The 12370-nt window shown below is 70.3% G+C and carries 9 protein-coding genes and 1 pseudogene; 3 read left to right on the top strand and 7 right to left on the bottom strand.

The window, feature by feature from the left end; genetic code table 11:
* Positions 1-187 precede the first annotated feature (187 nt).
* The 3 genes and pseudogenes from ABZS54_RS05220 to ABZS54_RS05210 form a co-directional block, all read left to right on the top strand.
* Positions 188-1096: pseudogene (locus tag ABZS54_RS05220) on the top strand (ParA family protein); the annotation flags it as partial.
* A 20-nt stretch (positions 1097-1116) separates the two neighbouring features.
* Positions 1117-2235 (top strand): ParB/RepB/Spo0J family partition protein, encoded by a 1119-nt coding sequence (locus ABZS54_RS05215; protein WP_355531221.1) that lies wholly within the window; start codon positions 1117-1119, stop codon positions 2233-2235.
* Between the two features lie 145 nt (positions 2236-2380).
* Positions 2381-2614, top strand: a complete 234-nt coding sequence (locus ABZS54_RS05210) for a hypothetical protein (protein ID WP_355531219.1) — start codon at positions 2381-2383, stop codon at positions 2612-2614.
* Here ABZS54_RS05210 and ABZS54_RS05205 read toward each other — a convergent pair.
* The 7 genes from ABZS54_RS05205 to murJ all read right to left on the bottom strand — a co-directional run bounded on the left by ABZS54_RS05205 (position 2607) and on the right by murJ (position 12329).
* Complete coding sequence (locus tag ABZS54_RS05205; protein ID WP_355531217.1) at positions 2607-3785, bottom strand: N-acetylmuramoyl-L-alanine amidase; 1179 nt, start codon at positions 3783-3785, stop codon at positions 2607-2609. The two genes, ABZS54_RS05210 and ABZS54_RS05205, sit on opposite strands and share 8 nt — an antisense overlap.
* A 229-nt stretch (positions 3786-4014) precedes the next feature.
* The gene (gene trxA / locus ABZS54_RS05200; protein WP_355531215.1) at positions 4015-4341 is read right to left on the bottom strand and encodes a thioredoxin; all 327 of its coding nucleotides are present in this window, start codon (positions 4339-4341) and stop codon (positions 4015-4017) included.
* A gap of 49 nt (positions 4342-4390) precedes the next feature.
* Positions 4391-5338, bottom strand: coding sequence for a thioredoxin-disulfide reductase (trxB, locus tag ABZS54_RS05195; protein ID WP_355531213.1), 948 nt, complete (start codon positions 5336-5338; stop codon positions 4391-4393).
* A gap of 166 nt (positions 5339-5504) precedes the next feature.
* The gene (locus tag ABZS54_RS05190; protein WP_355531211.1) at positions 5505-6422 is read right to left on the bottom strand and encodes an anti-sigma factor; all 918 of its coding nucleotides are present in this window, start codon (positions 6420-6422) and stop codon (positions 5505-5507) included.
* Positions 6419-7132, bottom strand: a complete 714-nt coding sequence (gene sigM / locus ABZS54_RS05185) for an RNA polymerase sigma factor SigM (protein WP_355531209.1) — start codon at positions 7130-7132, stop codon at positions 6419-6421. Before sigM ends, ABZS54_RS05190 begins: the two co-directional genes overlap by 4 nt.
* 84 nt (positions 7133-7216) lie before the next feature.
* Positions 7217-9136, bottom strand: a complete 1920-nt coding sequence (locus tag ABZS54_RS05180; RefSeq protein ID WP_355531207.1) for a protein kinase family protein — start codon at positions 9134-9136, stop codon at positions 7217-7219.
* Positions 9137-9671: 535 nt separating this feature from the next.
* Positions 9672-12329, bottom strand: coding sequence for a murein biosynthesis integral membrane protein MurJ (gene murJ / locus ABZS54_RS05175; RefSeq protein ID WP_355531205.1), 2658 nt, complete (start codon positions 12327-12329; stop codon positions 9672-9674).
* Between the last annotated feature and the right edge of the window lie 41 nt (positions 12330-12370).

The raw sequence follows: 12370 nt of genomic DNA, 5'->3' as shown, positions 1-12370 counted from the left end.
ACCCGGGATCGTGTTTCACGTGAAACGCCCTCCGTGGAAACGCTTCTACTCACCTGAGGCGCACCGGAACGTGACACCCTCTGAGGGTGCCGCCGCAGTGCGTGGTCATTCCGTCGGCCCGAGTTCCCATGTCGCCGCGGCAGGAGAGGAGAGTGGACCGTTGCCGTCCGAGTATCCGACAGCCTCGATGCCGGCGCCCCGAGTGGGCGCCGCTGTCGACGTTTCACGTGAAACAGAGGCACCCGGTATCGAAGACACGCCCATCGCCCGAGCGGCCAGACAGGCCGTCGAGACGATGGGCCGCGCTTCGGAGGGGCTACCGCGCCCGGAGCGCACCCGGGTGATGGTGGTCGCGAACCAGAAGGGTGGCGTCGGCAAGACCACGTCGACCGTGAACCTCGCGGCGGCGTTGGCGATGCACGGCGCCCGTGTGTTGGTGATAGACCTCGACCCGCAGGGCAATGCCTCCACGGCGCTCGGGGTGGACCATCACACCGGCACGCCGTCGATCTACGAGGTGCTCGTCGAGGGCCGCGATCTGGCCGAGGTCGTCCAGCCGGTGCGCGACGTCGAGGGTCTGTTCTGTGCGCCGGCCACGATCGACCTGGCCGGGGCCGAGATCGAACTCGTCTCCCTGGTCGCTCGGGAGAGCCGGCTCCAGCGCGCCATCTCGTCCTACGAGCAGCCGTTGGACTACATCCTGATCGACTGTCCGCCCTCGCTCGGTCTGTTGACCGTCAACGCGCTCGTGGCGGGCGCCGAGGTGGTCATCCCGATCCAGTGCGAGTATTACGCGCTGGAGGGGCTCGGTCAGTTGTTGCGCAACGTCGAACTGGTGCGCGCGCATCTGAATCCGGACCTGGCCGTGAGCACCATCCTGCTCACCATGTACGACGCCCGCACCCGGCTGGCCTCGCAGGTGGCCCAGGAGGTGCGCAACCACTTCCCGGACGAAGTGCTGCCCACCGCGATCCCGCGCTCGGTGCGGATCTCCGAGGCGCCCAGCTACGGGCAGACCGTGATGACCTACGACCCGGGCTCCACTGGGGCGTTGTCGTATCTTGAAGCGGCTCGGGAGATGGCGCTGCGCGGTGTGGCGAAGGCGAAGGAGGAAGTATGAGCGGACCACGCAGGGGTTTGGGCAAGGGGCTCGAATCGATCATCCCCACTCGGCCGCTGAAGCCGTCGTCCCCTGCGGCGGCGACCCTGCGCAAGATGGCCGAGATAGCGACGGACGAGTCGGCGCTGTCGCCCACCTCGGTGCCGGTGCAGGACTCGCCCAAGGCCGAACCGGCCCCCCCGGCCGCGCTGTACGCCGAACTCCTGGTCGACCTCATCGTGCCGAACCCGCGCCAGCCGCGTGAGGTCTTCGACGAGGAGGCGTTGGGCGAGCTGGTCCAGTCGATTCGGGAAGTGGGTGTGCTCCAGCCGGTCGTGGTCCGCTCCACGAACGAGGGTACCTACGAACTGGTGATGGGCGAGCGGCGGTTGCGGGCTTCCCGGATGGCCGGGCTGACCCACATTCCGGCGATCGTGCGGGTGACCAACGACGACAAGCTGCTGCTCGACGCGCTTTTGGAGAACCTGCACCGCTCCGAACTCAATCCGCTAGAAGAGGCGCTGGCCTACCAGCAGTTGCTGGAGGAGTTCGGCTGCAAGCAGGAGGAGCTCGCCGATCGCATCGGTCGTTCGCGTCCGCACCTGACCAATACGATGCGGCTGCTGAAGTTGCCGATGGAGGTCCGTAACCGGGTGGCGGCGGGCACGCTGCTCGCCGGACACGGGCGAGCGTTGCTGGCGCTGGAGGAACGGCCCGACGAGCTGATCAAGCTGGCCAAGCGGATCAACGCCGAGGGCATGACCGTGCGGACGGTCGAGGAGATCGCCCGCGCGATCAACAACGAGAAGCCGGCCAAGTCCAAGGCACACAAGCCGCGCGCCGGTCGGATCGTCGCGCCCGCGCTGAACCAGCTCGCGGATCGACTCAAGAACCGCTTCGAGACCGAGGTCAAGGTCGTCCTCGGGCAGAAGAAGGGCAAGATCGTCGTCGAATTCGCGTCGATCGAGGATCTGGAGCGGATTCTGGCGTCGATGGCGCCCGGCGAGGGCGACCACTTCGCCAAGCGGCTGACCGAGCCCGAGGTGCCCGGTCAGACCGGACCCGGTCGAGACGGTGTGGCTTCGGCGGAAGAGGCGTCCGTGGACGACGCGGAGTCCTCGGTGCTGGTTCCGTAGTCGGCATGCCGACACGCAGGAAGGGGCCCGCGGTCGTTGACCGCGGGCCCCTTCCTTGCTTGTGTTTCACGTGAAACGTGCCGCCGCAGTGCGGCGGCGTTGCTCGCACACGTTTCACGTGAAACGTGGCGTCCCTGGAGGGCCGATGAGGTCGATGCGTTGGATCGTCGCGGGTCTGGGCGTGGGTGCCGTCGGCGGCTTCGTCGGCGGGTTGCTCGGCGAGTCGCCGCGTTCCCGGGTGCCGAGCCCTGCGCCGTGGATGCCCCATGGGCCCGCGATTCCGGTCCATGCGCTGCCGCGGGACTCACGCCGGCCGGTGGATCGGGTCGTACTCGACGAGTCGGCGCTCGCTCGGGCGAGGGCCGATCGGCTCAGGTGAAGACGGGCAGCCGCAACATGCCCGTGGGCACGTCCTCGTCCGGCGGCAGATAGAGCCGCTGCAAGGCCACCACGATCGACTCGGCGGCGTGGTCGCGGAATTCCGAGCCGGCCAGTCGCGCCGCGTCCTCGGCGTTGGTGAGGTAGCCCAGCTCGATCCGCACGGCGGGCATGCGAGTACGCCGGAGCAGCGTCCACGCCTTGCCGTGGGTGCGGCCGTCGACCAGGCCGGTGCGCGCCACGAGTTCGCGCTGGACCAGGCTCGCGAAGTGCTCTCCGGTCGGCGAGCGACGCCCGTACCGGTCGCTGCCGCTGCCGTAGTAGTAGCAGGAGACGCCGCTCGCCAGCGGGCTTTCGTTGCGGTCCGCGTGCAGCGATATCACCAGGTCCGCATCGGTGGCATTGGCGAAGGCCGCGCGGTCCTCCTCGCCGATGCCGTCGGAGTCCAGACCGCGGGTGAGGTACGCCTGGACGCCCAGGGCGGACAGCCGGCCCTCCAGCCGCCGGGCGAGGTCCCACACCACCTCGGCCTCGGTCAGCCCGTGTGCCACCACGCCCTGGTCCGTGCCGCCGTGGCCCGGGTCGATCACCACGGTCTTGCCGGCCAGCGAGGGGCCGGAGCGGTGCAGCAGTTCGGATTCGCGCATCGCGTGCGGCTGGCCGCCGACGACCGTGCGCGCGAGCCGGTCGAGGGCTCGGAACGTGGCCGGTCCACACGTGCCGTCCGCGCCGAGTCCGTAGTTGCGCTGGAATTCGCGCAGCGCGCGCTCGGTGGCCGGGCCCAGGATGCCGTCCACCCGGCCGCAGTCGAAGCCCATGTCGAGCAGTCGCTGCTGGAGGGTGGCCACGTCGTCCCCGACCGTCGGGTGACCGATCGAGTAGGACAGCATGCGGTCGCCGAGGCGCCATCGTGCCTCGTCGAGGTGACGGTAGGTCTCCGGGCCGACGATGCCGTCCACGGTCATCGCGCGCTGCTGCTGGAAATGCCGGACGGCGAGGTCCACGGAGTCGTCGAACACCGCGTCCGCGTAGCCGCCGAGGCCGTCCCCGTCGCCGCTGCCGGCGACCGTATGGGCACCGGCGGGCAGGAGGCCGAGCAGCACCAGCTTGGACCTGATCTCGGCCACTGCGGGGCCGGTGTCACCGCGTCGGTACCGCCGCTGCATGGTCATGGAAAGAAGTCCTCCCGAGTTTTGACGCAACACTCGATCGTACGCGCGCATTCGGTCGTTGCCGTACCGGAGCGGGGCTCTCGGGGCCCGGATTCCGGCCCGAGGGGGCGATCCGCCGTCCTGGGCCGCCCACCGGTCGTCGGTACGCCCTGATACGCGCGAAGGGCGCTCCCCGGTTCCGGGAAGCGCCCTTCGAGTGCCCGTGGGACGCCGCGTCGAACGCGTCGACTCAGACGTACTCGGCGAGCTCCTTGAGGAGCATCGACTTCGGCTTCGCACCGACGATCGTCTTGACGATCTCGCCGCCCTTGAAGACGTGCAGGGTCGGGATCGACAGCACGCCGTAGCGGGTGGTGATCTCCGGGTTCTGGTCGATGTTGAGCTTCGCGACCGTGAGCTTGTCACCGTTCTCGTCCGCGATCTGCTCGAGTGCCGGGGCGATCTGGCGGCACGGGCCGCACCACTCGGCCCAGAAGTCGACGAGCACTGCCTTGTCGCTCATCAGGACGTCGGTGTCGAAGGTCTTGTCGGTGACGGTGACGGTGGCCCCGGCCATGGTTGCTCCTCGGTGTGCTCGGGTGGAAGGAAGTAGGGACGAGTGTGGGTCAGGCGCCGGTGCCGTCGGCGAGCGAGGCGAGGTAGCGCTCGGCGTCGAGTGCCGCGGCGCAACCGGTGCCGGCCGCGGTGATCGCCTGGCGGTAGGTGTGGTCCACGACATCGCCCGCCGCGAAGACGCCGGTGAGGTTGGTGTGCGTGGTCGGGGCGGCGACCTTGATGTAGCCCTCGGCGTCCAGCTCGATCTGGTCCCCGAGCAGCTCGGTGCGCGGGTCGTGGCCGACCGCGATGAACAGGCCGGTCACCGCCAGGTCGCGCAGTTCGCCGGTGACGGTGTCACGCAGCTTGACGCCGGTGAGCTTGCCGTCGCCCACGATCTCGGCGACTTCGCTGTTCCACGCGAACGAGATCTTCTCGTCGGCGAACGCACGATGTTGCATCGCCTTGCTCGCGCGCAGCTCGTCCCGACGGTGGATGACGGTCACCGAGCGGGCGAAGCGGGACAGGAACGTGGCCTCCTCGATCGCCGAGTCGCCACCGCCGACCACCGCGATGTCCTGGTCCCGGAAGAAGAAGCCGTCGCAGGTGGCACACCAGGAGACGCCCCGGCCGGAAAGTGCGTCCTCGTTCGGAAGGTTGAGCTTGCGGTACGCGGACCCGGTCGCCAGGATCACCGCGTGCGCCTTGTGTACGGTGCCCGCGCCGTCGGTGACGGTCTTGACGTCGCCCGTGAGGTCGACGGCCACGACGTCGTCCGGAATCAGCTCGGCGCCGAAGCGCTCGGCCTGCTTGCGCATGTTGTCCATCAGATCCGGACCCATGATGCCGTCCGGCCAGCCGGGGAAGTTCTCGACCTCGGTGGTGTTCATCAGCGCGCCGCCCGCAGTGACGGCGCCTTCGAAGACCAGCGGCTTGAGGTCCGCGCGTGCTGCGTAGACGGCGGCCGTGTACCCGGTCGGACCCGATCCGATGATGATCACGTTGCGGACGTCGCTCACGCTGAGCCTTTCCTGGTTCCTTGTCGAGCCTCGTGCCGGTGGCCGGCGTCGGCTGTGCGGGTCTGCGAGCCCCGCGCCCCGATGAGATGCGGTGTCTCGTTCGACAACGGATCCTAGGTGCGCACCATTCCCGGGTCCCAACGCCGCGAGCGCGGCGTGCCGGGGATCACCCTCGGGGGACCTCGGTGCTGAGCAGTACGGCGCCCCCGATGTCGCTCGAAGACGTCGCCGAGAGCTTCGTGGCGCAGGACGAATCCACGACGACGACCTTGACCCGGCCGGCGTTCGAGCCGTTCAGGACCACCACCCACGCCGGGGTGCCGGCATAGGTGCCGGTGTCGACGGCCAGCGCCCGGGCGGCGTCCGGGCCGACCGCGGTCGCGACACACCCGGGCAGTTCCCGGGTGGACTGCGTGGTGCTGAGGCGGAGCAGTTGCGCGATCTGCTGCGGCAGTCCGGCAGCGGTGTACTCCCTGGGCGCGGCGATGGACGGCTTCGTGGCGCCCGGTGCCTGCTCCTCGGCGTTCGCGCGCGGTTGGTCGTCCGCCGTGCCGGACGGCTTGGCCGCGCCTTGGGGTTGGGACACGGCGGACTTGTCGTTGGCGGCGGAGGGATGCCCGGACGAGTCGTGGTCGCCGCCGGTGCCGACCACGACCGTGACGCCGAGGGCCACCGCGGCGACGGCTGCGGCCACGAGCAGCAGCGGACCGCGCCGACGCCGGCGGCGGGCGGAGTCGAGTCGCACGACATGGTGATCGGCCGCGTCGGCGGCAGAGACCGGGGGGGCCGGGTTCGGCAGGGCGAAGAGCTCCGCGGTGGGGATTCCCACCGACGGCGCCTCGGCGGGTCGCGGCGGCGGGAGCGCGGCCAGCGCGAGCGCGTCGTCGATCCGCGCGATCACGTCGGCCGGCATCGGTTCGACGGGCTGTCCGCCGAGCAACTCGCGGACCTCGGCGAGCGCGTCCCGGGTGTCGAGACACTCGGCGCACTCGGCGAGGTGGGCGTGCACGGCGGTCGCCTGCTCCGGAGCGAGCAGTCCTTCGACGAGGTCGGACAGCACCTCGACGTCGATGTGTTCGCTCATCGTGTGCCCCCTCCCTCCATGCTCGTGCCGCCCGCGTCGGGGGTCGGACCGCCGGCTCTCGGTCGGTCGTCCGTCGATGGGACGGATTGTCCGGCTCCAGGGTTCCCGGACACCCGGGACGGTCCGGGCGGCCCCGCCTCGCGCAGGTGTCGCACCAGTGGCAACAGCTTGGCGCGACCGCGGGCACAGCGGCTCTTGATGGTGCCCGAGGCGACCTGGAGGATCCGGGCCGCCTCGTCGACGGGGTAGCCCTCCATGTCCACCAGCACCAGCGCGGCCCGCTGCTCGGCCGGCAGCGTGGCCAGCGCGGCGAGCACCGCCGCACGGGTCTCGCCGCGAATCGCCGGGTCCTCGTGGACCGGCGCGGGCAGTCGCTGGTCGAGATCCTCGGGCAGCGGTACGGCCGGCCGGGCGGCCCGACGCCGGGCCCGATCCAGGCAGGCGTTCACCACGATTCGGTGCAGCCACGTCGTGACGGCCGCGCGGCCCTCGAACCTACCCGCCGCCCGGTAGGCGGATACCAGGGCGTCCTGGAGGGCGTCAGCGGCTTCCTCGCGGTCCCCCAGGGTGCGCAGGGCCACCGCCCACAGCCGGTCGCGGTGCCGCCGGACGAGTTCGCCGAACGCGTCGCGGTCGCCGGCGGTGTGCCGGGTGAGCAGATCGGCGTCGGTGACGTCCGCGTACGCCGATCCGGTCTGCTCGGTACTCACCGCCTACCTCCCCTGGCCCGGGGTCATCCTGGCATGGGCCGCGGGGCGGTTGGAGAGGGGTCCGCCTCGACTGCCCGGACGGGGTCAGTTGTTGATGGTGAAGGTGACCTCGCGCCAGGCGTTCTGATGGCCCGGGGTGTAGATGTTGTAGTTGCCGACGTCCTGCAGGACCTTGGGCATCGCGGTCATCAGCACCAGCACGTAGCGGGTCTTGATCGCCTTGTTGCCGGTCACACTCAACTGGCTGTCGTCGGTCGACTTGTCGCCGATGGTGACGTCGTAGGCTTCCTGACTCGTTGGCATCGTCGATCCGGCGCCGGGCGCGGCCTTGAGCGTGATGGCAGTGGTGGACCCACCGGCGCCGAGCGTGATGTTGACGCCCCGCACGTCCATCGGTTCGCCGAGGTCGTAGACGATCCCGTATCCCTTGCGGCCATTGAAGTTGATCGGCGGGCCGTCGACCATCATGTTCGTGTGCCAGTAGGTCTCACGCTTGCCGTCGTAGGTCTTCGCCACGTCTTCCGGGTTGGTGGGTGCCGCGCCGATCGAGATCTCCGTACCGGTCTTCGGGGGGACCTCGCGGGTGGTCGCCGGTGCGGCCTGAGGCTGGGTCGGCGTGCTCGACGTGCCCCCCTGCCGCTTCAACGGGCTTTCCTTCTCCTCCCCATCACCCACATGGCTGGCCACCTGCCACGTCACCAGCACGATCGCGAGGACCACGAGCACCGCGACCGCGCCCTTGACCGTGGCGCCGAACCGGCCGCCCAGCGGCGGCGGTACGACCGGTGGGCGGACGGGGCGGTTCGAGCCGCCGCCGGTGTAGCCGGCCGTGGTGTAGACCGTCCGGGTGGGCGTCGGCGTGTAGACGGGGTACTCGTCCTGCTCCGGGCCGCCGACGATCTCGCCCTGCTCGGGCGGATGGATCTCCGGGATCGCGCCGATCGCCGCGGACAGTTCGCCCGGCGTTCCGAACGCCGGTTCGTGCTTGACCTCGTGGCCCAGCGCGCGCATCGCCAGCGCGGCCAGCGTGTCGTCCACACCGGCCCGGATCTGGCCGGGCGCGCACAGCTTGCCGCCGGTCAACGGCGCGGCCGGTAGGCCGTATTCGGTGCCGTCGACCCAACGCCGGGTCAGCGCCGCGTACATCAGCCTGCCGACCGCGTGCGTGTCGTCGCGAGCCGCGTCGGTGGTGTCGTGTCCGTACAGGGCCGCCTCGACGGCGAGGCCGACGATCTTGTACTGGCCGGTGTGCATGCGCAGCACGTTCTCCGGCGTCAGGCGCAGGTGCGACAGGCCCGCCCGGTGCGCGACGGACATCGCCTGGGCGACCGCGCGGGAGAGTTCGTACACCTCGTGCGGTGGCAGCGGCGCGCTCTCGAAGACCTTGGTGAGGTTGTCCGCGTCGGGCAGCCACTCCTTCACCACGTAGATCAGGCCGTCCTGTTCGGCACAGTCGAGCACTTGGACGAAGCGCGGGTCGCCCATCAGCGCCGCGGCGCGGGCGGCGGCGATCACGGCCCGGCCGTGCTCCCCGCCGGCGGGCACGATGTGCACACCCACGGCGCGCCGGAGCTTCTCGTCGACGGCGCGCCAGGTCTCGCTGCGGCCGTTCTGCGACAGGCGGTGTTCGAGCCGGTAGCGGTCGGCCAATCGGGTGCCGCGGTTGACCCGCGGCGGCGCGGGTTCCGCGGCCGGCGCCGGCTCGACCGGCTCGGACTCGGCGGCCTTCGGCGCGGCCGACTCGGGCTCGCTCGCGTTGCCGGCCGGGGCGGTGGCGTCGGCGGGCTTGTTCCGCTTCGCCCGCTGGTGCGTTACCGGTTCGTCCTCCGCGGACGCGGATTCGGCGGATGCGGACGCGGTGGACGCGGCTTCGGCAGGCGCGGGCTCGGTGGACGCGGACTCGGCGGGCAGCGCCTCGGCAACGCGGACCCCTGCGGGTGCGGCAGCCGCGACCTCGGCCGAATCGCCGTTCGCAGAGCCGTTGTTCGCAGCGTCGCCGGTCAAGGCCCGGCCGGTCGCGGGTCCGTCGGCTTCGCCGGCTGCGGCGACTTCGGATTCGACTTCTTCACCCGCGTCGGGTTCGGGCTCGGTGCCGACGGGCAGAACCGTGGTGGTACTTCCTGAGACGTTGCCGCCGGGGACCTTGTCGTCCGAACCGACCGGATTGTCCGACGATGTATCAGAAACCTTTGTCGGTACGGGGTTTGCCTCGTCCGTCGCTAGGTCGACGGATCCTGCGGTTCGGTCCGTCACCTCGGCCTCATCCTCCTCGTCGGCATATCCATCGTAGAGGTGAGGCATCTCGGGCCGTTGGTCAGGGACAACCTCTACACACCATGAGACTCTCGGACCCCACTTCGGGTTGCCTCGTCGCAAGATCCGTAAGGAAACCGAGACCGGCGTATCGGGAGCTTTACCCCGGTTCCGGCGCGCGGCACACCCTCACTCGCCCATGGTGGTACATCCCACACCGATCCGCCCGCCGAATTCCCGGTGCGGGATTCGGCGGGCGGATGCGCGTTTGCGGTCGAGCCGGCGGTCAGCGGCCGAGCCTGCCCTTGATCATCCCGGTCATCGCGGTCATCTCCTCGACCCGCATCCGGTTGGCCGCGATGAAGAACACGACGAACATCGTCACGATCCCCGCGCCCACCGCGATCGCCGAGCCGCCCATGGCCGAGCCGAAGTGGCCCGTGCACACCCGGGCCACGAAGAACGCCGCGGCGCCGCCGATCCCGGCCGCGATCGACAGCCGGGTGTAGGTCCGGGTCACCCGTCGGCCGTCCAGGTCGCCGAGCCGTTTCTTGAGCCGCTGTGCGGCCAGCGCCACGCCCACCAGGTAGGCGAGGCTGTAGCCGCCCGCGATGCCCACACCGGCCCACTTGGTGGGCAGCGCGACGTAGGCGAGACCCGCGAAGGCCGCCTGGGCGCCCGCGATCCATACCGTGTTCAGGAACGGTGTTCGGGTGTCCTCGTACACGTAGAACCCGCGCAGCAGCACGTATTGCGCCGAGTACGGGATCAGCCCCAGGCCGAGCGCCATCAGCATGTAGCCGATCCAGTGCGCGCTCTGTTCGCCCGTCGGGGCGAAGATGAAGCCGCCGATGTCCCGGCCCAGCGCCACGAAGATCGCCGCACACGGGATCATCGCCACCGCCGACAGGCGCAGCCCGGAGGAGATGTCGCCGCGCACGCTGGCCAGGTCGCCGTCGGCGGCGGCCCGACTCATCCGGGGCAACATCGCGGTCATCACCGACACGGTGATCACCGCCTGGGGCAATTGCCAGATCAGCAGCGCGCTGCTGTACGCGGTGAAGCCGACGCCGAACTGGATGTTCTGGTCCCGCGCGTCGACGTCGATCGCGGTGGCCAACTGGGTCACCACCAGGTAGCCGGCCTGGTTCGCGAGCACGAACAGGAACGTCCACTTGGCCAGCCCGAGCGCCTTGCCCATCCCCGAGCCGCGCCAGTCGAAGCGTGGTCGGAAGCGGAACCGGGCCGCCTTCAGGTACGGGATCATCGCCATCGACTGCACGACCATCCCCAGCAGCGTGCCCAGGCCGAGCAGCCGGATCTCGTCCGGTGTGATGGTGTCCGAGTTCTGCCCGGTGTTCTTCGCGGTGCCGGCCACCCAGATGTACAGGCCGAACGTGGCGATGATGACGATGTTGTTCAGGACCGGGGTCCACATCATCGGGCCGTAGCGTTCGCGCGCGTTGAGGATCTGCCCGAACAGCACGTGCAGACCCATGAAGAAGATGATCGGCAGGCAGTAGCGGGCGAAGGTGATCGCCAGCTCGTAGTCCTGATGGTGTTTCGCCAGCGAGTTCGCGAACGCCCGGATCAGCAGCGGTGCCCCGAACCAGGCGATCAGCACCAGCCCCGCCAGCACCGTCATGACCAGCGTGAGCAGGCGGTTCGCGTACGCCTCGCCGCCGTCGTCGTCCTGGCGCATCGCGCGCACCAGCTGCGGGACGAAGACCGCGTTCAGCGCGCCGCCGCCGACCAGGATGTACAGCAGCGTCGGCATCGTGTTGGCGACGTTGTAGGTGTTCGCCAGGATCGCCGTGCCCAGGGCCGCCGCGGCGACCAGGTTGCGCACGAAGCCGGTCATCCGGGACACGATCGTGCCCGCCGCCATTACGGCGGAGGATCGCATTATCCCGCCGAGCTTGCTGCCCTTCTTGCCCTCGCCGCCGACCGGGATGCCGGCCATCCGCTCCTCGGCGCCCGAGCCGGGCATCCGGTAGACGGGCGACGTGGACGGATTCAGCGGCACCGGCGGGGCGTCCAGGACCGCGCTCGCGGACATCGACGCGGCCGCGGCCTCGGCTCGGTGCTGGGTCTCGTAGCGCTGGTATGCCTCGGTGTAGGAGGGCATGCCCGCGACGTCGCCGGCCAGGCCGAGGTTGATGCCGGTCAGCGTCTGGTCCATCAGCCAGCCGCCGGGCCGGTCGTAGTCGCCCCAGCCGCCCTGTCCCTGCTGCGGGCTCGGCTGCTGCGGGACGTACGCCTGCTGATGCACCTGCTCCTGGTGTGGCTGCTGGTGCTGTTGATGCTGTGGCTGCTGCTGGTAGTGCTGTGCCGGCGGGGCCTGGTGCTGCTGCTGGTACGGATCACCCGAGCCGTATCCGCCGCCGCCGTACTGCTGTGCCTGGGCGGGCGGGTCGTACTGCGGAGATGGGTCGTATCGCCGGCCGGCGTCGTCGTACGCGGCCGGCGCCTCCGGCGTGAAGATCTCGTCCACGCCCACGTACGGGTCGTTCGCCGGCGGGTCGCTCAACTCGTCCCGGAACCACGCGCCGCCGCCCTGGTCGGGCTGCTGCTGAGGCTGCTGCTGCGCGTACGGGTCGTAGCCGCCCACGTTCGGTGCGGAGCCGTACGGATCCCCGTAGACCGGTTCGGGCCCGGAGCCGTAGCCGCCCTGCCCGGAGTAGCCCTGCTGCGGATACGCCGCCGGCTCGCCGTACCCAGGCTGCGGTGCGTTCGGGTCGGCATACCCCGGCTCGCCCGGCAGCGCGTACGGGTCCGGCGGCTGCGCGGCGTAGGGATCGGCCGGCTGTCCGTACGGATCGACGTACTGCTGTAGGTACGGGTCGGCGGGCGGCCGACCCCGGTAGGGATCGTCGTGCGCGCCGTCGTCCGGCTCGGCGGAGCCGCCGGTGTACGGCTGACGTTCGTCGCTCCGGTCGCTCATGCGGGCGGGCCCTCGTCTTCTCGGTCAGGTTGAGTGTCCGG

It is taken from the genome of Embleya sp. NPDC005575, from assembly GCF_040605455.1.
In the GTDB taxonomy this organism is placed as follows: Bacteria; Actinomycetota; Actinomycetes; order Streptomycetales; family Streptomycetaceae; genus Embleya.
The sequence above is the reverse complement of the archived record's forward strand: the minus strand, read 5'-3'. Positions and strand labels throughout refer to the sequence as shown.

Coding starts and splice junctions, on each gene's coding strand:
- ABZS54_RS05215 (WP_355531221.1), top strand. CDS start 1,117: ATGAGCGGACCACGCAGGGGTTTGGGCAAGGGGCTCGAATCGATCATC.
- ABZS54_RS05210 (WP_355531219.1), top strand. CDS start 2,381: ATGAGGTCGATGCGTTGGATCGTCGCGGGTCTGGGCGTGGGTGCCGTC.
- trxA (WP_355531215.1), bottom strand. CDS start 4,341: ATGGCCGGGGCCACCGTCACCGTCACCGACAAGACCTTCGACACCGAC.
- ABZS54_RS05190 (WP_355531211.1), bottom strand. CDS start 6,422: ATGAGCGAACACATCGACGTCGAGGTGCTGTCCGACCTCGTCGAAGGA.
- murJ (WP_355531205.1), bottom strand. CDS start 12,329: ATGAGCGACCGGAGCGACGAACGTCAGCCGTACACCGGCGGCTCCGCC.
- ABZS54_RS05205 (WP_355531217.1), bottom strand. CDS start 3,785: ATGACCATGCAGCGGCGGTACCGACGCGGTGACACCGGCCCCGCAGTG.